Raw genomic sequence first — 23,758 nt, 5'->3', positions numbered from 1 at the left:
CTCCGCCCGTACGGCGGACGCAGGCCCGTGCGGGCGGCCGGCGTCAGACCGGACGGGCGTCGGCGGGCAGCGTCGCCCGGTCCCCCGCGGCGCCGGTGCCCGTGCCGGAGTCCGCTTCCAGGTCCTCGAGGTCCCGGTTCCTGGTCTCCTTGGCGCACACGATCGCCAGCACCGTGATCAGTGCGGCGGCGATCACATACAGGGAGATCGGCGTCGAACTGTCGAAGTCGGCGAGGAGGGCGGTGGCGATGAGCGGTGCCGGGGCCCCGGCCGCGACCGACGAGAACTGGGCGCCGATGGACGCGCCCGAGTAACGCATCCGCGTCGCGAACATCTCCGCGAAGAACGCCGCCTGCGGTGCGTACATGGCGCCGTGGAAGATCAGCCCCACGGTGACGGCGAGCAGCAGGCTGCCGAAGCTCCGGCTGTCGATCAGCGCGAAGAACGGGAACATCCACAGCCCCACACCGACCGCCCCGATCAGATAGACGGGACGGCGCCCCACCCGGTCGGACAGCGCGCCCCACAGCGGGATCACGGCGAAGTGCACGGCGGAGGCGACGAGTACGGCGTTGAGCGCCGTCTGCTTGCTCAGGTCGGCGGCTGTCGTCGCGTACACGAGGATGAACGCGGTGATCACGTAGTAGCTGATGTTCTCCGCCATGCGCGCGCCCATGGCGATGAGTACGTCGCGCCAGTGATGACGCAGCACGGCCACCAGCGGCATCTTCTCGGCGGGTGCGGCGTCGGCCTTGCGCTGCTCGGCCTGGGCCAGCGCGGCCTTGAAGACAGGTGACTCATCGACGGAGAGACGGATCCACAGGCCGAGGATCACCAGCACCCCGGAGAGCAGGAAGGGGATGCGCCAGCCCCACGACGCGAAGGCGGAATCGGACATGAGCGCGGTGAGGGCGGAGAGCACCCCGGTGGCGAGCAACTGCCCGGCGGGCGCGCCCGTCTGAGGCCACGACGCCCAGAAGCCGCGCCGCCGGGCATCCCCGTGTTCGGACACCAGCAGAACGGCTCCGCCCCACTCGCCCCCGAGGGCGAAGCCCTGGACCAGTCGCAGGACGGTGAGCAGGACGGGGGCGGCGGCGCCGACGGTGGCGTGCGTCGGCAGGAGCCCGATGGCGAACGTCGCGCCGCCCATCATCAGCAGGCTCAGTACCAGCAGCTTCTTGCGCCCGAGCCGGTCGCCGTAATGCCCGAAGACGAGGGCTCCGAGAGGGCGGGCGGCGAAGCCGACCGCGTACGTGAGGAAGGAGAGGAGGGTGCCGACGAGCGGGTCGGAGTCGGGGAAGAACAGCTTGTTGAAGACCAGCGCGGCGGCCGATCCGTAGAGGAAGAAGTCGTACCACTCGATGGTGGTGCCGATGAGGGACGCGGCGACGATGCGCTTGAGGCTGGCGGGGGCTGGTGGAGCGGCTGCGGGCGACGACATCGGCACCACTTCCTGGGGTGTGACGGGGACGTTCGGGTGTCGCCACACCGTAGGAATCCGCAGGTCAGGGGCACATGTGGCGGGGCAACATAGTTTGAGGGTCGGTTATGCGCGCCGCCACCACGCCGACTGGACCGCGTCCGGCGCTGCTTCGTCGCGGACGGGCCGAACCGGCTGTGGCTGACCGACATCACCGAACACGCCACCGGCGAGGGCAAGCTGTATCTGTGCGCGGTCAAGGACGTCCGCTCGGGCAGCATCGTGGGCCCGCGGGGGGAACTTCACCGTCTTCGTCCTCACCTCTTTGGTCCTCCTCGTCTCAGGTGTGCCCTTCCTGATCCAGGCTCCGCTGCGCAAGTGCGGTATCCAGGTCGTGGGCGGGGAGGTGAGCCGGAGAATTCCACGCGAGAGGAGGATCGACGTGCAGTACGGCTACCGGGTGGCGAACGGGGATGAACACACCCTGTGGCGGCGTGGTATGCCGATTGAGCCAGCTGTGCTGACGGGCATCGTCTACGATCCCGAGAAACCTGAGCGCGCGGACTTCACCGACGGCATGCCGGAGAATGTGAGGCGTCGGCGCAGTTATCTCCTGTGCCTGCTCGCGGTGGAACTGGCAATGGTGGTCCTGACAGCCGTCGGCGTGATGGCCTGAAAGTGTCACTCAGATGCCTCAAGCAGTGTCGATCATGTGCGGTGGCACGCGTGTGAAGGTTCGGCAGACGCGGCGTTCGGGGTCAACCACGCGATGCGACGAAGAGCTGGTAACCGGTGAGCCCAATTCCGCCGCAGGCCATACCGAGGCCGACGACTGCCACCAGCGCCATCACGACCTGGCCATAGAGAGGCTGGCGTGCGGAGGCGCGGCTGGGGTTGCGTGGGTCATAGCTGAGCTCCAGCTGGTTCCCGCCGGTCGACTCCCGGTAGAAGTGCAGCCTTCCGTCCTGGTCCGCGTACCGGTACACCTTCGTCCTATCGGTGTAGTGGTCGAGTTCGGCCATCACCGTAATGCCGTGCCTGGAGAGGCGCAGCGCGTCGTACAAGCCTCGTCCCAACGTCAGTGCCATGAACGCTCCCGTGCATGCGAAGAGCTGAAGGAACGGCAGTGCGACCATCCACGCCGGCTCCCGGAGCACACCGACCGTCACATCGATCACAGCCAAGACGGCGATCAAGGTGACAACGAGAATGCGCCTCGACGGCTTCCGGGGATCCCCCTCGGAGACTTCGGTGATCAGTTCTTGGCCGTCGACGCGCGATTCTTCGGCCGGTCTCTCGGACAGGCGGGCCCGCAGGGCGGCGCAGAACGTGGTCACGGCGGCGGCGCTGGCATTGTGGACGGCGTACACGACGGCAGGGCGGTCGGCCTCTGAGGTCGTCAGCATGACCTCGAACGAGCGGTCGAGGCTGCGGACCGATTCGATGGCCTCCAACGGAATCCGCATCACGCGCCTGTCCTGTTCCCACTGCACATAGTCGAATCCGTCCCCGAAGCGGGCGGTGGCGCTGGTGCCGCGCAGCACGAGGGAAGGGAGGCCAGGCATCGTCGTCATGTGCATGTGACAGCTGAGATCAACAAAGGGTTGCCCACCACCGCGGCAGGCGCACGTCATGGACTCCGGGCGTAGTCAGCGCTACACCCGGACAGTTCAGGACCAGGTCATCTCGCCGTGGCGGGAGACGAAGCGCCCGGTTCCGGCGCCGGGCCCCTCGGTGGCGAGGGCGACGATGGCGTCCGTGCCCTCGGTGACGGTCTGGGGGCCGCTGTGACCGTTGAGGTCGGTCGCGGTGTAGCCGGGGTCGGCGGCGTTGACGCGGATGCCCTTGAGCCCTTTGGCGTACTGCGTGGTCAGCATCGTCAGCGCCGCCTTCGACGAGGTGTACAGCGGCGCGACGACGTGCGACTCGGGCCGGTCGGGGTCGTGGGTGAGCGCGAAGGAGCCCATGCCACTGCTCACGTTGACGATCACAGGATCGTCCGAACGGCGCAGCAACGGCAGGAAAGCGGTGGTCGTGCGGATGACACCGATGAGGTTGACGTCGAAGACGGCGAGGGCGTCGGCGGAGGTGAGGCCGCTGGGATCGCCGGCGGCGCCGTGCACACCGGCGTTGTTGACCAGGACGTCGATCCTGCCCTCGTGTTCGGCGACATTCGTGGCGGCTGCGGCCACGGACGCGTCGTCCCTCACGTCGATGGGAACGTGGCGTGCGCCGAGCGCCGCGGCGGCCTCCTCGCCCTGCTCGCGGTCACGGGCTCCGACGAGCACGGTGTGCCCGCACTCGATCAGGCGACGGGCGGTCTCGCGGCCGAGACCCTTGTTGGCTCCGGTGATGAAAGTGATCGTCATGCCTTCGATCCTCCTGCGGCCGGAAGGTGCGGGCCAGGGAGACTTCGACGGTAGGAAGAGCAGTACCACCCTCGCGCCCGCCCCGACGACCGTGAACGCGGGAGAATGAGGAACATGACGGCAAGATCCGGGAGCGGACTGGGCACGATGATCCGCACGTGGCGTGACCGGCTGCCCCCGTCGGCCGCCGGGCTGCCGACGGCGCGAGGGCGCCGCACGGCCGGGCTGCGGCGCGAGGAACTGGCCGACCTCGCGGGAATGTCGGTCGACTACATCGTGCGCCTGGAACAGGGCCGCGCCACCACACCCTCAGCGAGCGTGGTGGCATCCCTGGCGCGCGCCCTGCAGTTGTCCACGGCCGAGCGGGACCACCTGTACCGGCTGGCCGACCTGGTCCCACCGGCGTTCGGAACGGTCCCCGACCATCTCCCGCCCGGAGTTCAGAGGGTGCTCGCCCGTCTCGGGGACGTCGCGGTCGCCGTCTTCGCCGCGGACTGGCAGCTGATCTGGTGGAATCGCGGATGGGCCGCACTTCTCGGTGATCCCACCGCCTTGCCGCCGCGCCTGCGCAACTTCGCCCGCGACAGGTTTCCTGTCGACGAAAGCCCCGCCCGCCTCGCACGGTGGCCGGTGACCGAGACGGACCGGCGCGCCACCGACGCCGCCGTCGTCTCCGACCTGCGCCGCGCCACCGGCCGCTTCCCCCACGACACGCGCCTTGCCTCTTTGATCAGTGAACTGATCGCCGGCAACACCGGATTCGCCGAGCTGTGGGCGACCGGAGAGGTGGCCGCACACCGCGAGGACCACAAGACGATCGACCACCCTTCGGTAGGACCTGTCACGGTGGACTGCGACACCCTGACCGACGGCGACTGCGACCTCAAGATCGTGATCATGACTGCTGTGCCCGGCAGCGAGGACGAGACCAAGCTCCGGCTGACCGCCATCGCCGGTCCACCGGCCACCACGCACAACTGATCCGGCCCACGCGGCGATCGGCCGGCTGCCTGTGCGCGGCGGGCGTCCTGGCCTTGCGGGCGGCGCGGCGCGCCGGGCGTCGGCGCTGGGCGGCGGCCAGGTCCTGCAGACGGGCGCGTTCGGCGTCCTCGAACTGGAGTGCCCGGCTGAGGGCACCGAGGACCTCCCCGGAGGCGCCGGCGAGCCGGCCGCACTCCAGGCGGGCGTAGTAGTCGATGCTGACACCGGCGGCTGACACCGGCGGCTGACACCGGCGACCATGGCGACTTGCTCGCGGCGCAGCCCGGGCACCCTGCGGTTCGCGCCGCCGACAGCCGGCAGACCGGTCTGCCGCGGGGTGATCTTCGCGCGGCGGGTCGCGAGGAACTCTCGGATCTCGTGGGCGGTGTCCATGCGTCCAGGCCAGGCCGGCTGGAACAGCTCTGGGGGGCCCTGCCAGTACCTGTCACAGCAGTGCCTTCCACACAGCTGTGAGCTGCGGTTTCCTCGAAGGTGGCAGCGGATGCGGTCCACGTCCGCGAAGCGGGACGACCCTCCTGCGGATGCCCGTCGGCCTCATCTGGCCGACAGTGGGCAGCGTCGCGTCCTCATGTTCGCACCTTTGCAGGGAGTAGCCGCCTTATGGCACAGCAGTCCGCGCCTCAGGACCTGGTCGGCATCGCGCCGAAGCTGGTCGAGCTCACCGACGACGTTCTCTTCCGGGATGTGTGGGAACGTCCCGGGCTCGCCCCGCGGGACCGCAGCCTGGTCACGGTCAGCGTGCTGGCCGCCCTCTACCGCAGCGAGCAGCTGCCGTACCACCTGGGTGTGGCGCTGGACAACGGGCTCACGGTGGAGGAGCTGTCCGAGGCGATCACGCAGCTGAAGAAGATCGCGGACGAGCGCTCCGCCTGATCACCGGCGTGAACAGCTCAACGAGGCCCCGCACGGCCGGTGGGTCGGATCAAAGCAGAGGAAAGAGCGAGATGACTGAGAACAGATTCGATCAGATGTTCCCCCTCGGAGGGGAGAACGACGCCTACGCGCAGTACTTCGTCGGCCAGAGCTACCTGGCTCCGCTCGCCGCGGGGAGCGTTCCCGTCAGCAACGTCTCCTTCGAGCCGGGCTGCCGCAACAACTGGCACATCCACCACGGCACCGCAGGGGGCGGTGACCAGATCCTGCTGTGCACGGCGGGGAGCGGCTGGTACCAGGCCGAGGGCGAGGATCCCGTCAGCATGGAACCGGGAACAGTGGTCCGCGTCCCGGCGGGCACGAAGCACTGGCACGGCGCGAAGGCCGACTCGTGGTTCTCCCACATCGCCTTCATCACCCCGGGCGAGGACGTCAGCAACGAATGGCTCGAGCCCGTCACCGACGAGGTGTACGGCAAGCTGCCCGAGAACGGAGCGAACGCATGACCATCCTTGACGAGACCTGGACGCTGTCCAACGGTGTCGAGATTCCCAAGCTGGGACTGGGCACCTGGTTCATCGACGACGACAAGGCGGCCGACGCGGTCCGCGCGGCCGTGGAGATCGGCTATCGCAACATCGACACCGCCCAGGCGTACGGCAACGAGCGCGGCGTCGGCGAGGGCGTGCGCACATCGGGAGTGCCGCGCGACGAGCTGTTCGTCTCGAGCAAGCTCGCCGCGGAGATCAAGGACTACGACCAGGCGCTGGCCGCGATCGACGGCTCCCTCGAGAAGCTGGGCCTGGACCGCATCGACCTGATGCTGATCCACAGCCCGCAGCCGTGGGACGACTTCCGTGGTGGCGACTACGACCAGGGCAACCGCGCGGCATGGCGTGCCCTGGAGGAGGCCCATCAGGCCGGCAGGATCCGGTCCATCGGAGTCTCCAACTTCCAGCAGCACGACGTGGAGAACATCCTGCGGGGCGCGACCGTCCTCCCGCACGTCAACCAACTGCTCGTACACGCGGGCAACACGCCCTCCGAGCTGCTGGCCTACTGCGACAGCAAGCAGATTCTCGTCGAGGCGTACTCGCCGATCGCCCACGGCGCGATCCTGAAGAACGCCCAGGTCCAGGCGATGGCAGACAAGTACGGTGTGTCCGTCCCGCAGCTGTGCATCCGCTACACCCTGCAGCTGGGCACGGTGTCGCTGCCCAAGACGGCGAACCCCGACCACATGCGGTCCAATGCCGAGGTCGACTTCGATATCTCCGGCGAGGACATGCAGGTCCTGCGGGACCTGCGCGACGTGGACTACGGCGAGCATCGCGTCTTCCCTGTCTACAGCGGCAAGTGACGCCGGACGAGCGCCCGTCGGCGACGGCCTGACGCCATGAGCGGCGGCTCGAAGTGATGCGTCGACCGACGCCCTCCACGCTCCCGTACCGGGACGACGGTCTCAACCCCGGGGACCCGCCCCGGGGCTGACCCGTCGACGGCGAGGTGTACGTGGGCGCCTACCACGGCAGCCAGGTAGGACGCGCGGTAACTCCCGCCCCCTTCGACTGTCAGCCTGTCCGTACCGGATTCCGCAAGGATCGGGTGGTCCCGGTCGCGACGGTCCGACTTCTGCTACGTTCTCGGCGGACATGGTGGTCGTCCCGGTCGGGTGTGCGCGCAGCCTGTTCCCGTCCTGTCCTCCCCGGTGTCTCCCGCGCACACTTCGGCAGTGTGTTCGCCGAGCTCGCACCAGGAGTACGCGCCGGACGACGGGTACAGGTGGGTGCCGGTCCGGTTGGTGTGGCGTACGGCAAAAGCCTGGTGCGAAACACCAGTTGCGCCGCCCGACGGCATCGGCACCTGGAAGTATTGGTTCCCCGCCCGCAGCACCGCCGGTACCCACCATGGAACGGACTTGATGACCATCTTCCGTATCAACGCCGCCGTCGTCGAGGCCTTCCCCGACACGCTCATCGCCGTCGTCACCGCCACCGCCCTGCGGGGCCGGGAGCCCTGGCCCGCCACCACCACCGCCCAGCGGGAACTGGAGCAGCAGCTCGCCGGCGGCACCTGGCAGCCCGCGGACGAGACCGACCCCCGCATCGAGGCGTGGCACACCGCCTACCGCTCCTTCGGGACCAATCCCCGCCGCGTCCGGCCCAGCGTCGACGCCCTGGGCCGCCGTCTGGCGAAGAAGGGCACCCTGCCGCGCATCAACCCCGCCGTCGACTCCTACAACGTCGTCTCCGTCCGCCACGGCGTGCCCATCGGCGCCTTCGACCTCGACCGGATCACCGGCGACGTCGAGATCCGCTGTGCCGACGGCAGCGAGGCCTTCACCCCCCTCGGCGAACCCGACGCCATCGAGCACCCCAGGGCGGGCGAGATCATCTGCACCGACAGCACCGACGTACTCACCCGCCACTGGAACCACCGCGACGCCCACCGCACGCGCGTCACCGAGGACTCCACCCATGTCGCCTTCGTCCTCGAGACCCTCCGCGGCACCGCCGACGGCCACCTCCTCAAGGCCGCCGTCGGCGAACTGCAGGGACTGCTGGAGGGGCACTCCGCGCAGAGCACCGTCCACTACCTCGACCCGTCGCACCCGCAGGCCACCATCAGTTGAGCCCCAGCCCACGCACGCGGCTGCTCGCCCACCGCGTTGAGCCGTACGGTCCTCGGCAGCGGACCGGCTCCGCGCGCGCCCTCCTGTCAGGCGAGGGCGAGAAAGAGCTTCTCCAGTTCCTCCTGCGTCATGGGCGGAGCGTCGGAACCCTCGGCGAGGCACTGCCGCATCCCGCTCGCCACGATCTTGAACCCCGCCCGGTCCAGGGCGCGGGAGACGGCAGCCAGTTGGGTGACGACGTCCTTGCAGTCGCGGCCGCTCTCGACTGCGGTGATCACTGCGGCCAGTTGTCCCTGAGCCCGGCGCAGACGGTTCAGGACCGGCCTGACCGATTCTTCGTCCACCTGCATGACAGTTCCTCCTTCACCCCCTGCCCAACGATCCCAACGATACCCTAAGGGGTATAAATCACGACTTCGACGAAATGTTCTCGTGTCTGTGAGCAATGACCACCGGATCAGGTTCACGGACCTTGGAAGCCCGCCGTACCCGTACCGCCGCTGCGGCGGCCAGTACGGTTCCGAGTCCCGCCCAGGTGGCCGGGTGGCTCCAGACGGCGGTGTCCAGTTGCTGGGAGAGGACGAAGACGCCCATGACGACGACGAACCAGCCGAACGCCTTGCGGAGTGTTTCCTGCGGGATGCGCCCCGCCACCCTGCCGCCGAGCAGGCTGCCCACCACCGCGACGGCCGTCACGGTCAGGGCCAGGCGCCAGTCGATCTCGACGCCCGAGAGGTGCCCGGCAAGGCCGGCGAACGACTTCATCGCGATGACCAGGAGCGAGGTGCCCACCGCGATACTCATGGGGAGACCGCCGAGTATGGCCAGGGCCGGGACGACGAGGAATCCGCCGCCGGAGCCGACCAGACCCGTCACCGCGCCGACGACGAGGCCCTCCACCGCGATGTGCTTCACCGGCAGATCACGGGGGGCGGGCCGCTTCCTGCTCCGGCCCTCACGCGGCTTGCGGAGCATCGCGACCGCGGTGGCCAGCATCATGAGGGCGAAGGCCACGAGGAGCACCGTGCCCGGAATGTACTCCGCGACACGTCCGCCGCCGTACGCGCCGACCATGCTGAACCCGCCGAAGAGCAGGCCGGTCCGCCAGCGGATACGGCGCCCCCGGGCGTGGGGGATCAGCGCGGCCAGGCTCGTGACGCCGACCACGAACAGCGAGGTGGCGATCGCCTCCTTGGTGTCCTGCCCGGCCAGGTAGACCAGGATCGGCACCGTCAGGATCGACCCGCCGCCGCCGAGCACGCCGAGGCTCACGCCGACGAGCAGGGAAGCGGCCACGACCAGGGCGATCACGGCGTACTCCGCAGCTCCGCGATGACCGTACGGATGTCGGCTCGCGGGCCGCGGTTGTACGGGAGCTTCGACAGCAGGACGCCCATGGCGCAGGAGTTGCTGAGCGCCGCGTACGTCAGGCCGGCGCCGATCGCGGTGCCGATCAGGTGCGCCCCGGGGACGAAGACCCCGACGAGACCGGTGGTCAGGACGATCGAACCGGCGACGAGACGCACCTGGCGCTCCATGTCCCAGCGCTCGGGCCCCCGGTTGAGGGGGGCACCGGCCGTCTCCCAGGCGACGATCCCGCCCTCCAGCACGCGCAGGTTCGGCAGACCGGCTTCGGACAGGGCCTTCTCGGCGTGGGCGGCACGCTGGCCGGAGCGGCAGACGAGCACCACGTCCTCGTCGAGGTGGTTCAGCAGTTCGGCCCGGTGCTCGCGCAGGGTGTTCAGAGGCACGTTGTACGAGCCGGGGATGTGCGCCGTGCGGAACTCGCCGGGCGTGCGCACGTCCAGCAGGCGCGGCGCACGCCCTTCCTGGGCGAGCCGGTGGAGCACGGCGGGGCCGATCGAGAGGGGGGTGGACGTGTTGTTCACGGTATTCCGTTTCAGGTCGTCCCCGTATGCGGGGATATGCGCGTGGTGAGTGTGGTGGTCGAGGCGGCTTCGGTCACAGGCCCCCGCCCGGTCCCCGGAAAGCAGGCACCAGGAGCAGGGGCGCCGCGCTCAGGCCGCGTCGGCCGGCTGCCGTGAAAGTGCCCAGGCCGCGTAGCCGCCGAGGATGTCCGACACGTCCTGCACGCCGCGGCTCCGCAGCAGGCTGGCCGCGATGGAGGAGCGGTGGCCGCCGGCGCAGTGCAGGACCAGGGGCCGGTCTGCGGGGAGCTCGCCGGTGCGCGCGGTCAGTTCGCTCAGGGGGATGTGCAGGGCCTCGGGGATGAAGCCGTTGGCCTCGCGCTCGCCGCAGGTGCGGACGTCCACGACGACGGGCGGGTTGTCCCCGGCGAGGGCGTCCTTCAGCTGCGCGGCGGTGAGACGGCTGGCCGGGACTACCTCGCTCTCCATCACCCTGAGGGCGTCCTCGGGGTTGCGCAGGTAACCCACCACCCGGTCGAAGCCGATGCGGGCGAGGCGGGTGACGACCTCCTCCTCGCGGTTCTGCGCGGCCATGACGACGAGCTCGTCGGCCGGGTCGAGGACGGTGCCGGCCTGTTCGGCGAACCGGCCGTCGGCGGGCACGTTGACCGCGCCGCCCAGGTGTCCGGCGGCGAACTCCTGCGGATCGCGGGCGTCGACGACGACCGCGCCCCGTTCCCGCAGCCCGGTGAACTCCTCGAGCGTCAGCGGCCTTGCCGTCGCCGTCGCGTCGTAGCGGACGCGGTCCTTGCGGTTGAGTTCCGCGTCGTAGGCGAAGTAGCCGGGCGCGGAGGACTGGCCGGCGGTGACCAGGGCGACGAACTCCTCGCGGCTCATCGGGGCGCAGGCGTAGTTGGTGGCACGCTGCTCGCCGATGGTCGACTGCTTCTCCGTGGACAGGTTCTTGCCGCAGGCCGATCCGGCGCCGTGAGCGGGAAAGACCCGGACCTCGTCCGGCAGGCCCATCAGCTTGCGCTGCACGCTGTCGTGGAGCATCCCGCCCAGTTCCTCGGCGGTCACGCCCACCGAGGCGAGCAGGTCGGGCCGGCCCACATCGCCGATGAAGAGCGCGTCGCCGGTCAGCACGCCGTAGGGAACGGCGTCACCTGCCTTCTCGTACACCAGGACGCTGATCGACTCCGGGGTGTGCCCCGGGGTCTCCATGATCTCCAGAGTCACGTCGCCGAGTGGGAGCCGCTCGCCCTCGGTCAGCTTGCGGATGGGGTACTCGGTCTCGGCGCGGGTGCCGTAGCCGATCCACGCACCGGTCGCGTCCGCCATCTCCAGGTGGCCGGCGACGAAGTCCGCGTGGAAGTGGGTGTTGATGACGCCGACCACGGTGAAGCCCCGGGCGCGGGCGTCGGCCAGGTACTCCGAGACGTCCCGGCGCGGGTCGACGACCACGGCCTGTCCTGTCGTCTCGTCGGCGATCATGTACGACGCCTGGGAGAGGCAGTCGAGGTAGTACTGGGTGAAGAACACGGCGAATTCCTCCTGGTGCAAGGTGCACCCTGCAACTGCGGGGCGCGGAAGGGGGGATACGGGGCGGTGGTGCGCCCGGCGGGCCGGGGACCGGCCTTCCGGTCCGGCGGTCAGGCGGGCGATCCGCTCACCAGGGGCCGGCCGCTCCGGGCCCAGCCGGCGGTGCCGCCCGCGACGGAGAGCGCGTCCACGCCGCGGGTCGCGAGATGCTCGGCGGCCCGGAGGCTCCGGTTGCCGCTCGCGCAGATCACGTACATCTGCCGGCCGGCGGGCAGGGCGCCGAGGGCCGAGCCGAACGTGGACAGCGGTGCGCTGTGCACGCCCGGTACATGACCGGCGGCGTACTCGTCGGGCTCACGGACGTCGATGACGAACGCACCGCCGGCCAGTGCGGCGGCGAAGACGTCCAGGTCTACTTCGCGCATGGGAGCTCCTTCGCTTCCGGTACCCCCGGGGGTATTTACGTACTCGACGGTAAGGGGGCTCCGTCCGGGATGTCAAATACCCCCAGGGGTATCCTGGCTCGCAAGTGGAGCCGAGGGCTCCGATGGAGGCAAAATATACGGGTGGGGGTATATTGGCCTGCATGTATGCGCGCCAAGCTGCAGGGCTGTGCGGTCTTCTCCCTGACTGGACCCTCAGTTGCTCGCCACCGCGTACCGCCCACCCGGCAGCGGCCGCTGCTCCGACCCAGGCTGCGAGGACACCCGCCCGTGAGAACCATCCCCACCGCGGCTGCCGCACCGGCCGGCGACCCCGTCCGTCCCGTGCGGCTGGGGCTGCGCGAGAACTGGCTCCAGTTCACCCTGCTGGTCGTCGTGAACGCGGCTGTGGGCGCTCTGGTCGGCCTGGAGCGCACCACCGTGCCGCTGATCGGCTCCGAGACGTTCGGCCTGACCAGTGACCTGGCCGTCTTCTCCTTCATCATCGCTTTCGGACTCACCAAAGCCCTGACCAACCTCGCCGCCGGGGCGCTCACCGCCCGCTACCGCCGCAAGCGGCTGCTCGTGACGGGCTGGCTGATCGGCGTACCGGTCCCCTTCGCTCTCGCGTACGCGCCGTCGTGGGGCTGGATCGTCGCCGCCAACGTCCTGCTCGGCCTGAACCAGGGCCTCACCTGGTCGATGACCGTCAACATGAAGATCGACCTCGTGGGCCCCGCCCGCCGGGGACTGGCCACCGGCCTGAACGAGGCCGCCGGATACACCGCCGTCGGCGTCACCGCCCTGGTCACCGGTTACCTCGCCACCGGCTACGGCCTGCGCCCCCTCCCTGAGCTCATCGGCATCGTCTTCGTCGTCGCCGGCCTCGCTCTCGCCCTCGTCGTACGCGACACCGCCGCCCACGTCGCCCTCGAACTCGCCCACCACGCCGAGCCGCTGGCCACCGGCGAGGACACCGGCTGGAAGGCCACCTTCACCCGCACCTCCTGGCACAACCGCTCCCTGCGGGGCGCCGGTCAGGCCGGTCTGGTCAACAACCTCAACGACGGCCTCACCTGGGGCGTCTTCCCCCTGCTCTTCACCGACCACGGTCTCGGGCTGGCCGCCGTCGGCCTGATCAAGGGCCTCTACCCCGTCCTGTGGGGCCTCGGCCAGATCCCGACCGGCCACCTCGCCGACCGCGTCGGCCGCAAGCCCCTCATCGTCACCGGCATGTTCGTCCAAGCGGGCGGCTTCGTCCTGGTCCTCGCCCTGCTCGACCGCCCCCTGCTCGCCGGGGTCCTCTCCGCCGTCCTCCTCGGCCTGGGCACCGCCATGGTCTACCCGGCCCTCATCGCGACCGTCTCCGATCACGCCCACCCCGCATGGCGCGCCAACGCCCTCGGCACCTACCGCTTCTGGCGCGACATCGGCTACGCCGCAGGCGCCCTCCTGGCCGGAGTCCTCGCCGACCGGCTCGGCCTGAACGCCACCGTGATCGCGGCAGCCGTCCTCACCGCGGGATCAGGACTCCTCGCCGCCCGCTGGATCACCGAGCGCCGGCCCGCCGCCCCCCTGAAGGGCGGCCCCCGGGGCACCGACGGGGGAGAGGGAGACGGCTCTGCCGCCTGAACGGCTGCCGCGGTCGGCCGACCGAACCGGCCGCGTGCGGCCCGGTGCCCGGCAGCGCCAGGAGCGGCCGTACTCGGCGAGCACGGCACGGAACCGGGTGGGACGGCGTCGCGGCCGGCCCCGGACAGCAGGCCGTACGCCCTGACCGAGGGCGGATACCGGTGGTGTCAGCGGGGGAGGGCGAGGCGGAAGGTCGTCCGTCCGGGGGCGCTGGTGACCGTCGCCGTCCCCCCATGGGCGGTGATGACGGCGTGGACGATGGCCAGGCCCAGACCCGTGCTGCCGGTGGCGCGGGAGCGGGCGTGGTCGGCGCGCACGAAGCGGCCGAAGACCTCGGGCAGGATCTCCTCGGGAATGCCGGGGCCGTTGTCGCTCACCTCCACGGTCACGCCGCTCCGGCCGGTGGTCAGGGCGATGGTGACGTCGGTGCCCGGCGGGGTGTGGGTGCGGGCGTTGGCGAGGAGGTTCCCGATGGCCTGCTGGAGGCGGTGCGCGTCGCCGGTCACGGTGACGGGTTCTCCGGGCAGGTCGAGGAACCAGTGGTGCTCGGGGCCCGCCGCCCGAGCGTCGTCCGTCGCGTTGAGGATCAGCAGGGTCAGGTCCACCGGCTCGTGTTCCAGGGGGCGCCCGGCGTCCAGGCGGGCGAGGAGCAGGAGGTCGTCGACCAGGCGGGTCATGCGCCGTGACTCACCGTCGATCCGTTCCAGGGCGTGGCGCACTGCCGCGGGGACGGGGCCGTGGTGGCGCAGGGCGAGTTCGGCGTGGCCACGGATGTTGGCGACGGGGGTGCGCAGTTCGTGGCTGGCGTCCGCGGCGAAGTGCCGCAGGCGTTCCTCGCTGGCCTGGCGGCTCGTGAGGGCGTTCTCGACGTGGCCGAGCATGTGGTTGAGGGCGGCGCCGACCTGGCCGACCTCGGTGCGCGGGTCGGTGTCCGGCAGCGGTCCGGGCATGGCGATCTCGCCGCTGGCGAGCGGCAGGCCGGCTACCTCGGTGGCCCGGGCGGCGACTCTCCGCAGCGGGCGCAGGGAGACCCTCACCCACAGGGCCCCGGCGAAGCCCGTGGCCACGAGTGCGGCGCCGAACAGCACCGCCTCGACCGCCGCGAGCCGGTGAACCGTCTCTTCCACCGGGTGCAGGGGAAGGCCGGTGATCAGCGTGTCCCGGTCGTCGCCCCGGACAGCCGAGACGCGGTACTTCCCCAGGGAGGAGAGGTGGATGCTGTACCCGTCCCCGTCCCCGTCCGCGGGGACTCCGGCCAGCGCGTGCCGGTCCTCGCGGGTGAGCTGAACCGGGCGATCCGCGGCGTCGTCGACGACGGCGGCCTGGGTGACGACGCCGTTCATCAGCCGGGCGCCGAAGGTCGATTCGGCCTGCCCCCGGGTGTCCGAGCTGTTGTCGGCATCGGACTCCCTCTCGTGCTCCAGGCTGGCGGCGAACCGGCCGCCGGAGGCGGCGAGCTGTTCGTCCAGACGTCCCAGGAGGAAGCCGCGAAGCGCGAGGGCGGTACTGATGCCGACGGCGACACAGGCCAGGGCGAGCAGGAGCACGAGTCCCGCGGTGAGCTGGCCGCGCAGGGTGCGGGGTGGCGGGCGCCTCACGGGGAGTCCGGCTTGAGGACGTAACCGACGCCGCGCACCGTGTGGATCATCGGGTTCCGTCCGGCGTCGATCTTCTTGCGCAGATAGCTGATGTAGAGCTCGACCACGTGGGCGCGGCCCCCGAAGTCGTAGGCCCAGACCCGGTCGAGGATCTGCTCCTTGGACAGCACACGGCGCGGGTTGCGCATCAGGAACCTCAGGAGTTCGAACTCGGTACGGGACAGCTCGATGGTGACTCCGCCGCGCCGGACCTCCCTGGCCTCCTCGTCCATGGCGAGATCACCGACAGTGAGCCAGTTCGCGCCCGGCTCCGCCGTCATACCGGCCCGCCTGAGCAGTCCGCGCACCCGGGCCAGGACCTCCTCCAGACTGTACGGCTTGACGACGTAGTCGTCGCCGCCCGCGGTGATGCCCGCCACACGGTCCTCGACCGCGTCGCGGGCGGTCAGGAACAACACGCACACGCTCGGTGCCTCACGCCTCAGGGCGCGCAGGACCTGCAGACCGTCCAGGTCGGGCAGCATCCAGTCCAGGACCACCGCGTCGGGCCGGAAGTCACGGGCCGTGGCGACCGCGGTCGTACCGTCGGAGGCCGTGCGGACCCGCCACCCCTCACCGGCCATGACTCCGGACAGGACATCGGTCACGTCGGGTTCGTCGTCCACGACGAGGACCCGCACGGGTCCTCCGTCGGGGCGGTGCAGGGATGAGGGCGTGGGTGGTTCGTCCATGGTTCCTTCAGCATCCCCCGGCGCGGGTCGAGGCAGGGTCAGCCACGTCTCTGAGTTTCCTCTGAATCCGCTCGCGGACCGGCCCGCAGAGGTGCTTTCAGAGGGTACTCAGAGGCCGGACTGTGAGGCTGGCCGTTCATCACCGGAAGTGATCCCCATCCGGAGGAGCCTATGACCAGCACGTACACCACCACCGCGGACGCAGGCCGGAGCGTGCGCCACCGGCGCCCGCGCCGCAACCTCGTGCCGCTCGTGGCCCAGCTGCTGATCTGGGGGGGTGCCGCCGGGGTGCTGGCCCTCTGGTGGAGTGACACGGCCTCGGTCGTCGGCCCGGCGGGCTGGCTCACCGGTGCGGGACGCATCACCGGTCTCCTGGCCGGCTACGCCTGCGCGGTCCTGCTGGCCCTGATGGCCCGCGTACCGCTCCTGGACCACACCGTCGGCACCGACCGGCTCGCCCGCTGGCACGCCTGGGGCGGCCGCTGCACCGTATCCCTCGCACTCGCCCACACCCTGCTGATCATCTGGGGCTACTCGCTGACCTCGCACACGAACGTGGTGAGCCAGACCTCCACGCTCGTCCTGCACTACCCCGACCTGCTCAAAGGAACGGCCGGCTTCCTGCTGTTCCTGGCCACCGGCATCCTCTCGGCCCGCGCCGCACGCCGCAGGATGAGCTACGAGACCTGGCACTACCTGCACTTCGCCACCTACCTGGCGGTCTTCCTCGCGTTCGGGCACCAGCTCTCCAACGGGGCCGACTTCGTCGGCAACCGCCCCGCGCAGGTGGCCTGGTACACGCTGTTCCTCGGAGTCGCCGCGCTGCTGGCCTGGTACCGGTTCGCCGTACCCGTCCGGCGCGGCCTGCGCCACCGCCTCCGCGTCACCGCGGTCCATCCGGAGGCGCCGGGCGTGGTCTCCGTCCACCTCACCGGCGAGCACCTCGAAGAGCTGGGAGGGGAGCCGGGACAGTTCCTGCGCTGGCGCTTCCTGGCCCCCGGCCTGTGGTGGACCGCCAACCCCTACTCCCTTTCCGCCCCCGCCCGGCCCGGGCACCTGCGCATCACGGTGAAGGCGGCCGGCGGCCACAGCACGGCACTCACCCGTCTGAGGCCCGGCACCCGGGTGTGGGCCGAGGGCCCCTACGGCGGGTTCACCGCGAACCGCCGCACCGCCCCCCAGGTGCTCCTGCTGGCCGGCGGCGTCGGCATCACACCCCTGCGCACCCTGTTCGAGACCCTGCCCGGCCAGGTGACCCTCGTCTACCGGGCGCGCCGCGCCGACGACCTCGCGCTGCGCGGCGAACTCGACGCGATAGCCGCCCGTCGGCGTGCCACCGTGCACTACGTCGTCGACGAGCCGGCCGGGTACTCCTCCCCCCTCACCGCCCAGGCCCTGCGCGCCCTCGTTCCGGGCCTGGCCGCGCACGACGTCTACCTCTGCGGTCCGCCCGGCATGACGCGGGCCGCGATCACCGCCCTGCGCGATGCCGGGGTCCCGGCACGGCGTATCCACCACGAGTCGTTCGCGTTCTGAGGAGTACCTTCATGCGCCGAGCCGTCCTCACCACCACCGGGGCCAGCGCCCTGGTCGTCGCCCTGCTCGCCCTCAAACCCCACCACCTCGCCTCCCTCGGGGCGGCACCCCGTCCCCCCGCGGCCTCGCACTCCGTGAGCGCCGCGCCGGGGGCGACCCCCGGGACGGGCACGTTCACCGGAAGTCCCGTCGACACCGAGTACGGGACGGTGCAGGTGGCCGCCACCCTGGTCAAGGGGAAGATCACCGCCGTCAGAATCCTTCAGGCCCCCGACCAGAACGGCCGCGACCGGGAGATCGCCTCCTACGCCCTGCCCCGCCTCACCCAGGAGGCGCTCGGAGCCCAGAGCGCGCACATCGACGCCGTCTCCGGAGCGAGCTACACGAGCCAGGGCTACATGCAGTCCCTGCAGAGCGCCCTGGACCAGGCCCATGTCTGACACCGGAACCGGACTGCGCCACATCGAGCACGTGATGGGCACCGTGTTCTCCTTCGACATCCGCGACCGGCCCACCCCCGCCATCCGCCACGCCCTCGCCGAGGCGGTACGCCATCTCCACCAGGTCGACGCCGTCTTCTCCACCTACCGGCACGACAGCCACATCAGCCGCCTCGGCCGCGGCGAGATCCGCCTCAAGGACTGTCCGCCGGAGGTCGACGAAGTCCTGTCGTTGTGCGCACGGGCCACCCGCGACAGCGACGGCTGGTTCAGTGCCGCCCCCGCGGGAAGCCTGGACCCCTCCGGACTCGTCAAGGGCTGGGCCACCGAGGCCGCCTCCCGTATCCTCCACGAAGCGGGTGCGCACGACACCTGCGTCAACGGCGGCGGCGATCTGCAGCTCCGCGGCCGGGCGGGCCCCGGCACCCCGTGGCGCATCGGCATCGCCCACCCCCTGCGCCCCGGGGAACTGGCCACCGTCATCACCGCCGCCGACGGCCTGGCCGTCGCCACCTCCGGTACCGCCGAACGCGGGGCACACATCATCGACCCGCACAGCGGCACACCCGCCGCCGCCTTCGCCTCGCTCACCGTCGTCGGACCCCGGCTGACACCGACCGACACCTACGCCACCGCCGCCTTCGCCCGGGGCGACGGCGCGCGGGAATGGATCGAAGCACTCGACGGCTACGAAGCGCTGGCCATCCTGCCCGACGGCCGCACATGGCGGACACGGGGATTCCACCGTTACGGCTCGTGAAGGACCAGGGACCAGGGACCCAGCCGGCACCCGGCGAAGTCCCCGCTGCGCGTAGGCAACGGTCCGGCGGACTCGGCGCGCGGCGGGACACCTCGCGCCCCCTGGACCGGTGACGCCCGGTCACGCCCGGTCACGACGTGCGGGGCCACGCTCACCGTCACCCCTCGAAGGTCAGCGCTCTTCACGGTGCCGGGGCGCGTCGGTCACGACAGCCCACGCACCCCCGGGGCATATTTCCCAGGTGGCAACAGCCACGGGCGTTTCGCGCCCGCCGAAGCGGGCCGCACGAGAAATGAGGTGGGAGACCGTGCCGTACGACCGCACCGTGACTCTGGGGGTCCCGTTCGAGCGGGCGCAGCAGGCTGTCCGGCAGGCCCTGGCGGACCAGGGATTCGGGGTCCTGACCGAGATCGACGTGCGGGCGACCCTCAAGGCCAAGCTCGATCACGACATGGAGCCGTACCTGATCCTGGGCGCCTGCAACCCGCCCCTGGCCCGCCAGGCGCTGGACGCCGACCGCTCCATCGGCCTGCTGCTGCCCTGCAACGTCGTCGTCCGAGCCGACGGGGACCGGACCGTCGTGCAGGCCCTCGACCCCGGGACCATGGTCACTCTCACCGGACTCGACGCCATGACGCCCGTCGCCGAAGAAGCCACCCGTCGCCTCGACGCCGCTCTCGCCGCCCTCACCGACATCCCCGTGTGACACCGACTGACGACTGACCGCCGGGGCGACCTCGACGGAGCGGCAGGACAGGAAGCCTCGTGGGGCGGAGGCGCCCGTGCCGTGCGCGACGGCGCCGGCGCCGGACGCCCCGGGGGGGCCATGAAGGCCGGCCATGAAGGCCCCCGGTGGATACCGAACGGCCCAAGCGCCGCAGCTCGTACCGTTGCGAGTCTGGTGCCAGGCACTCGGACACCGGAGAGGACGCGTCATGAAGGCACTGGTCTTCCACGGCAAGGGGCAGAAGTCCTGGCAGGACGTCCCGGACCCTGGCATCCAGGAGGCGGGCGACGCGGTGATCCGCGTCGATGCCGTCACCATCTGCGGAACGGACCTGCACATCCTGAAAGGAGACGTGCCCGAGGTGCGGCCGGGCACCGTGCTCGGACACGAGGCGGTGGGCGAAGTCGTCGAGACGGGAGGCGACGTACGGACCGTCCGCCCTGGTGACCGCGTCCTGATCTCCTGCATCACCGCATGTGGCCGCTGCCGGTTCTGCCGCGAGAACCGCCAAGGGCAGTGTCTCGGGGGCGGAGGCTGGGTCCTCGGGCACACCATCGACGGCACCCAGGCGGAGTACGTCCGTGTGCCGTTCGCCGACCTCTCCGTCCACCCCCTGCCCAACGCCGTGAGCAGCGAGGACGCCGTCCTGCTGGCGGACATCTTCCCGACGGCGTACGAGGTGGGCGTACTGAACGGGCGCGTGGGGCCGGGGGACACGGTGGTCGTGGTCGGGGCGGGACCCATCGGGCTCGCCACCGTCGCGACGGCCCGCCTGTACACCCCGGGCAGGGTCATCGTCGTCGACTTCGCGCCGCAGAGGCTGGAGGCGGCGCGAGGCGTGGGCGCGGACGTCACCGTCGGCGCGGATGAAGATCCCGAGACGCTGATCGCCGACCTCACCGGTGGTCTGGGCGCGGACGTCGTCGCCGAAGCGGTCGGTGTCCCGGAGGCCTTCGAGCAGTGCACCCGGATGGTCCGGCCGGGTGGCCGGGTCGCGAACATAGGCGTGCACGGCAAACCGGCGGCACTCCACCTCGAAAGTCTCTGGTCGAAGGACGTGACCATCACCACCGGACTGGTGGACACCTTCTCGACTCCGTTGCTGCTGGAGATGGTGGCGGCCGGCCGGCTGCCGGCCGCGTCCGCGATGGTCACCCACCGCTTCGCCCTGCCGCAGATGGAGGAGGCGTACGACACCTTCTCGCGCGCCGCCGGCACAGGAGCACTGAAGGTGGTGCTCGGGGAGCCTGCTCACGACGTGGTGTCCCTGCCCGCCTGATGCCCCGCCCGGTACGGGGAGCCGGCCCGGTATGGGGAGCCGGCCCGGTATGGGGAGCCGGCCCGGTACGGGGAGCCGGCCCGGTACGGGGAGTCGGTGCGGGCGTCAGCGGCCCGACTGCTCACGGTCGTGCGCCTGGGTCGCGATGACCGCCGCCTGGACCCGGCGCTCCACTCCCAGCTTCGCCAGAACACGGGAGATGTGGTTCTTGACCGTCTTCTCGGAGAGATAGAGCTTCTTGCTGATCTGCCGGTTCGTGAAACCCTCGCCCACGAGGTCCAGTACCGCCCGTTCCCGATCGGACAGCATGGACAACTCCCCGTCCCCCTGAGAGGCCGCCGACGCGGGAAAACGCAGCGAGCGCATGAGCCGAGCCGTGGTCGCCGGGTCCAGCATCGACTTTCCGGTGGCCACCGTCCGGACGGCCGCCACGAGGTCGGCGCCCTTGATCTCCTTGAGGACGTAGCCCGCCGCGCCCGCCATGATGGAGTCGAGCAAGGCCTCCTCCTCGTCGAACGAGGTCAGCATGAGGCAGGCGAGCCCCGGCATGCGCGCACGCAGCTCTCTGCAGACGGTGATCCCGTCACCGTCCCGCAGCCGGACGTCGAGTACGGCGACATCGGGCCGCAATGCCGGACCACGCGCTACGGCCTGTTGCGCGGACTCCGCTTCGCCCACCACCGTGAGGTCCGGTTCGGAGTCCAGCAGGTCCCGGAGACCGCAGCGGACGACTTCGTGATCGTCCAGGACGAAGACCCGGGTGGGCCCCTTCTCGGTAGCAGTGCTGAGGGGTGTATCAGTCATCGCCGCCCCTGTTCCGATCGAGGCACCGCCACACACCAGGTGTGACCGCTTACAGGGGCAGTATCCCTCCGCGTGGTGCGTCCGGCTCGGCGCGCGGACCGCGGTGGGCCGGCGACCGGGACGGGCGGGCTGCCGACGGCGGCCATACGGTGGGGGTGAGGCCTGTTCGCGCCGTGGCAGGAGGGTGTCTCTCGTGAGCGAACGTGATACGGAGGCCGAGCCGAGGACGTACGAGCTGCCGAGCCGGCACCACGCCCCCGGCTCCCGGGACCGGGTCCGCGGCCTCCTCGATGCGGTTCTGTCCGTCGACCGCGAGCTCGAACTCTCCGAGGTGCTGCGGCGCACCGTCGAGGAGGCCACCGCCCTCGTGGACGCCCGGTACGGTGTCCTCGCCGTGGTCGGCGAGGATCACCGGCTCTCGGAGTTCATACAGGTGGGCGTGAGTGACGAGCCGGAGGCCGTCCCAGGCGCGCTTCCCGTGGGACACGGGCTCCTGGAGGAACTGGTACGCCGCCCCGGGCCGCTCCGGCCGGCAGAGCTGTCCGAGCCTGCGGCGTCGCACGGTCTCTCACCGGGTCGTTCCCGGACGCGTTCCTTCGTGGGCGTCCCCGTCCGGGTGCGGGGACACATCTTCGGCAACCTCTATCTCACCGGGAAGCGCGGCTCCGGCGAGTTCGACGCGGAGGACGAGTCCGTTCTGATGACCCTGGCCGGGGCTGCGGGCATCGCCGTCGAGAAATCACGGCTCTACGAGGAGTCCCGTCGCCGTAGCAGCTGGCTGGCGGCCGGCTCCGAAGTCACGAACAGTCTGCTCTCCGGCAGCCCTCGCGCCGAGGTGCTGGCCCTGATCCTCGAGCGCGCCCGTGCGAACGTCTCCGCGGACCTGGGCATGATCGCGGTTCCCGTGGAGGGGTCGGGCAAGCTGCGTATCGCTCTGGCGACCGGGGACGGGGCGGAACGGCATCATGGGGCCATCGTGCCCAGGCACGGGGGCTATCTCGGCTCCGCCTTCACGCACGCCGGGCTGTCGGAAAGCCCCGACATCGAGAATGATCCGCGAAGCGCGCAGGACGTCGCGCGATGGTGTGGGTACGGGCCGGCTGTGGCGGTCCCCGTCGGGTCGGGAGACGTCGCGCGAGGCGTCCTGCTGCTCATCAGGAACAAGGAGGGCAATCCCTTCTCCTCCGAAGAAGCCCAGCCCCTGCGGGCGTTCGCCCGTCAGGCCTCGTTGGCCATGGAACTGGCCGAGCGCCGGAGGGAAGCGGAACGGACGGTGCTGCTGGAGGAACGGGACCGCATCGCCCGGGATCTGCACGACCTGGCGATCCAGAGGTTGTTCGCCACCGGCATGACGCTCCAGAGCGCACAGCGGTTCGTGACCCATCCGCAGGCGGAGCAGCGGCTCCGCAGGGCGGTGGACGACCTGGACACCACGATCAAGATCATCCGTTCCACCATCTTCGGCCTCCGCACCCACGGGACCGCCGATACGGGCCCGCAGGGTCTGCGCTGCCGGTTCGCCCAGACGGCCGAAGCGTCCGCTGCGCCTCTGGGCTTCGCGCCCGCGCTGCGGGTCGAAGGGCTCGCCGACACCCGCGTTCCGGCGGCCACGGCCGATCACGCGGTGGCGGTACTCGCCGAGGCGTTGAGCAACGCCGCACGGCACGCGCGGGCGGACCGGGTCGACGTACATCTGCGCGTCACTCCTGACCGGCTCACGCTGACGGTCACCGACGACGGCGTGGGAATCCCGGCAGACGCGGAGTTCAGCGGGCTGCGCAACCTGGACGAGCGTGCCCGGGCGGCAGGGGGAACCCTGGAGATCGGAGTCCCCGACGGCGGTGGCACCCGACTGACCTGGGCCGTGCCCCTGGCCTCGGAGGGCGCGCGTACACGACCCATGGATGACCACCCGGATGCTGAGCCCGGAAGCTGACTGCCCAGGGTGGCCCTCGGGATCTTCCGCCGGACGGGCGGCCCGCGCGGATCCCGCACCAGGCCGCCGTTCAGGTTGCGCCCCGGCAGGCGGAATCCCTGGGGGCGGGCCATGTGGTGATCCGGGCGCCCGGAGGTCCGTGGCCCGCGGTCTCCGGCAGCGGCGTGCGGGGAGCGCGGCCGTGGCC

At 70.8% G+C, this 23,758-nt stretch carries 24 protein-coding genes and 2 pseudogenes; 14 read left to right on the top strand and 12 right to left on the bottom strand.

What is annotated here, in order from left to right; all coding sequences use genetic code 11:
- Positions 1-43 precede the first annotated feature (43 nt).
- The gene (locus ACH4VO_RS07620) at positions 44-1,441 is read right to left on the bottom strand and encodes an MFS transporter (protein WP_360984906.1); all 1,398 of its coding nucleotides are present in this window, start codon (positions 1,439-1,441) and stop codon (positions 44-46) included.
- Positions 1,442-1,558: 117 nt separating this feature from the next.
- Here ACH4VO_RS07620 and ACH4VO_RS07615 point away from each other — a divergent pair.
- Positions 1,559-1,708 (top strand): annotated as a pseudogene (locus tag ACH4VO_RS07615) (IS3 family transposase); the annotation flags it as partial.
- 154 nt (positions 1,709-1,862) lie between these two features.
- Positions 1,863-2,096: a hypothetical protein gene (locus ACH4VO_RS07610; RefSeq protein WP_360984909.1), complete on the top strand. Its 234-nt coding sequence runs from the start codon at positions 1,863-1,865 to the stop codon at positions 2,094-2,096.
- Between the two features lie 82 nt (positions 2,097-2,178).
- Here ACH4VO_RS07610 and ACH4VO_RS07605 read toward each other — a convergent pair whose 3' ends face one another.
- Entirely contained in the window at positions 2,179-2,994 is an 816-nt protein-coding gene (locus ACH4VO_RS07605) for a DUF3592 domain-containing protein (protein WP_360984912.1), read from the bottom strand.
- A gap of 96 nt (positions 2,995-3,090) precedes the next feature.
- Positions 3,091-3,789 (bottom strand): SDR family NAD(P)-dependent oxidoreductase, encoded by a 699-nt coding sequence (locus ACH4VO_RS07600; RefSeq protein ID WP_360984915.1) that lies wholly within the window; start codon positions 3,787-3,789, stop codon positions 3,091-3,093.
- A 105-nt stretch (positions 3,790-3,894) separates the two neighbouring features.
- Here ACH4VO_RS07600 and ACH4VO_RS07595 point away from each other — a divergent pair, with 105 nt between their 5' ends.
- On the top strand, positions 3,895-4,770 hold the full coding sequence (locus ACH4VO_RS07595; RefSeq protein ID WP_398440894.1) for a helix-turn-helix transcriptional regulator: 876 nt from the start codon (positions 3,895-3,897) through the stop codon (positions 4,768-4,770).
- 40 nt (positions 4,771-4,810) lie between these two features.
- On the opposite strand, the pseudogene ACH4VO_RS07590 reads toward ACH4VO_RS07595, so the two are convergent.
- A pseudogene (locus ACH4VO_RS07590) lies at positions 4,811-5,163 on the bottom strand (helix-turn-helix domain-containing protein); the annotation flags it as partial.
- 228 nt (positions 5,164-5,391) lie between these two features.
- Here ACH4VO_RS07590 and ACH4VO_RS07585 point away from each other — a divergent pair.
- The 4 genes from ACH4VO_RS07585 (at position 5,392) to ACH4VO_RS07570 (ending at position 8,296) form a co-directional block, all read left to right on the top strand.
- Positions 5,392-5,664, top strand: a complete 273-nt coding sequence (locus tag ACH4VO_RS07585; RefSeq protein ID WP_360984921.1) for a carboxymuconolactone decarboxylase family protein — start codon at positions 5,392-5,394, stop codon at positions 5,662-5,664.
- A 71-nt stretch (positions 5,665-5,735) separates the two neighbouring features.
- Positions 5,736-6,170: a cupin domain-containing protein gene (locus ACH4VO_RS07580; RefSeq protein WP_360984924.1), complete on the top strand. Its 435-nt coding sequence runs from the start codon at positions 5,736-5,738 to the stop codon at positions 6,168-6,170.
- A complete protein-coding gene (locus ACH4VO_RS07575; RefSeq protein WP_360984927.1) occupies positions 6,167-7,024 on the top strand; it encodes an aldo/keto reductase in 858 nt (285 codons plus the stop codon). The genes ACH4VO_RS07580 and ACH4VO_RS07575 overlap by 4 nt, the downstream gene beginning before the upstream one ends.
- Before the next feature lie 561 nt (positions 7,025-7,585).
- The gene (locus tag ACH4VO_RS07570; RefSeq protein WP_360984930.1) at positions 7,586-8,296 is read left to right on the top strand and encodes a phenylalanine--tRNA ligase beta subunit-related protein; all 711 of its coding nucleotides are present in this window, start codon (positions 7,586-7,588) and stop codon (positions 8,294-8,296) included.
- Between the two features lie 86 nt (positions 8,297-8,382).
- Here ACH4VO_RS07570 and ACH4VO_RS07565 read toward each other — a convergent pair whose 3' ends face one another.
- From ACH4VO_RS07565 to ACH4VO_RS07545, 5 genes are all read right to left on the bottom strand, one after another.
- Positions 8,383-8,646 (bottom strand): metal-sensitive transcriptional regulator, encoded by a 264-nt coding sequence (locus ACH4VO_RS07565; RefSeq protein WP_069173986.1) that lies wholly within the window; start codon positions 8,644-8,646, stop codon positions 8,383-8,385.
- Between the two features lie 58 nt (positions 8,647-8,704).
- Positions 8,705-9,607, bottom strand: coding sequence for a sulfite exporter TauE/SafE family protein (locus tag ACH4VO_RS07560; protein WP_360984934.1), 903 nt, complete (start codon positions 9,605-9,607; stop codon positions 8,705-8,707).
- Positions 9,604-10,185 carry a rhodanese-like domain-containing protein gene (locus ACH4VO_RS07555; RefSeq protein ID WP_398440893.1) on the bottom strand — a complete coding sequence of 194 codons (582 nt, stop codon included), beginning with the start codon at positions 10,183-10,185 and terminating at the stop codon, positions 9,604-9,606. Before ACH4VO_RS07555 ends, ACH4VO_RS07560 begins: the two co-directional genes overlap by 4 nt.
- Before the next feature lie 129 nt (positions 10,186-10,314).
- Entirely contained in the window at positions 10,315-11,706 is a 1,392-nt protein-coding gene (locus ACH4VO_RS07550) for a rhodanese-like domain-containing protein (RefSeq protein ID WP_360984937.1), read from the bottom strand.
- A gap of 110 nt (positions 11,707-11,816) precedes the next feature.
- Entirely contained in the window at positions 11,817-12,131 is a 315-nt protein-coding gene (locus ACH4VO_RS07545) for a rhodanese-like domain-containing protein (RefSeq protein WP_360984940.1), read from the bottom strand.
- A gap of 288 nt (positions 12,132-12,419) precedes the next feature.
- Here ACH4VO_RS07545 and ACH4VO_RS07540 point away from each other — a divergent pair, with 288 nt between their 5' ends.
- Complete coding sequence (locus ACH4VO_RS07540; protein WP_360984943.1) at positions 12,420-13,760, top strand: MFS transporter; 1,341 nt, start codon at positions 12,420-12,422, stop codon at positions 13,758-13,760.
- 167 nt (positions 13,761-13,927) lie between these two features.
- On the opposite strand, the gene ACH4VO_RS07535 is transcribed toward ACH4VO_RS07540, so the two are convergent.
- Positions 13,928-15,358, bottom strand: coding sequence for a HAMP domain-containing sensor histidine kinase (locus ACH4VO_RS07535; RefSeq protein WP_360984946.1), 1,431 nt, complete (start codon positions 15,356-15,358; stop codon positions 13,928-13,930).
- Complete coding sequence (locus ACH4VO_RS07530) at positions 15,355-16,089, bottom strand: response regulator transcription factor (protein WP_360984948.1); 735 nt, start codon at positions 16,087-16,089, stop codon at positions 15,355-15,357. Before ACH4VO_RS07530 ends, ACH4VO_RS07535 begins: the two co-directional genes overlap by 4 nt.
- 171 nt (positions 16,090-16,260) lie before the next feature.
- On the opposite strand from ACH4VO_RS07530, the gene ACH4VO_RS07525 reads away from it, so the two are divergent.
- The 5 genes from ACH4VO_RS07525 to ACH4VO_RS07505 all read left to right on the top strand — a co-directional run bounded on the left by ACH4VO_RS07525 (position 16,261) and on the right by ACH4VO_RS07505 (position 20,831).
- Positions 16,261-17,625, top strand: coding sequence for a ferric reductase-like transmembrane domain-containing protein (locus ACH4VO_RS07525; protein ID WP_360984951.1), 1,365 nt, complete (start codon positions 16,261-16,263; stop codon positions 17,623-17,625).
- 11 nt (positions 17,626-17,636) lie between these two features.
- On the top strand, positions 17,637-18,065 hold the full coding sequence (locus tag ACH4VO_RS07520) for an FMN-binding protein (RefSeq protein ID WP_360984954.1): 429 nt from the start codon (positions 17,637-17,639) through the stop codon (positions 18,063-18,065).
- On the top strand, positions 18,058-18,825 hold the full coding sequence (locus tag ACH4VO_RS07515; protein ID WP_360984957.1) for an FAD:protein FMN transferase: 768 nt from the start codon (positions 18,058-18,060) through the stop codon (positions 18,823-18,825). The genes ACH4VO_RS07520 and ACH4VO_RS07515 overlap by 8 nt, the downstream gene beginning before the upstream one ends.
- Positions 18,826-19,132: 307 nt before the next feature.
- Positions 19,133-19,531, top strand: coding sequence for a DUF302 domain-containing protein (locus ACH4VO_RS07510; protein WP_360984961.1), 399 nt, complete (start codon positions 19,133-19,135; stop codon positions 19,529-19,531).
- Between the two features lie 229 nt (positions 19,532-19,760).
- On the top strand, positions 19,761-20,831 hold the full coding sequence (locus tag ACH4VO_RS07505; RefSeq protein ID WP_360984964.1) for an alcohol dehydrogenase catalytic domain-containing protein: 1,071 nt from the start codon (positions 19,761-19,763) through the stop codon (positions 20,829-20,831).
- Between the two features lie 105 nt (positions 20,832-20,936).
- Here the strand turns inward: ACH4VO_RS07505 and ACH4VO_RS07500 are convergent, their stop codons facing one another.
- Positions 20,937-21,635 carry a response regulator transcription factor gene (locus ACH4VO_RS07500; RefSeq protein WP_360984967.1) on the bottom strand — a complete coding sequence of 233 codons (699 nt, stop codon included), beginning with the start codon at positions 21,633-21,635 and terminating at the stop codon, positions 20,937-20,939.
- Between the two features lie 193 nt (positions 21,636-21,828).
- Between ACH4VO_RS07500 and ACH4VO_RS07495 the strand changes: the two genes are divergently transcribed.
- Positions 21,829-23,571 (top strand): GAF domain-containing sensor histidine kinase, encoded by a 1,743-nt coding sequence (locus tag ACH4VO_RS07495; protein ID WP_360984970.1) that lies wholly within the window; start codon positions 21,829-21,831, stop codon positions 23,569-23,571.
- Positions 23,572-23,758 lie beyond the last annotated feature (187 nt).

Origin of the sequence: Streptomyces sp. NPDC020780, assembly GCF_044334475.1 — a bacterium.
Lineage (GTDB): Bacteria > Actinomycetota > Actinomycetes > Streptomycetales > Streptomycetaceae > Streptomyces.
Note: the sequence above shows the minus strand (reverse complement) of the source record. Positions and strands in the feature narration are given on the sequence as shown.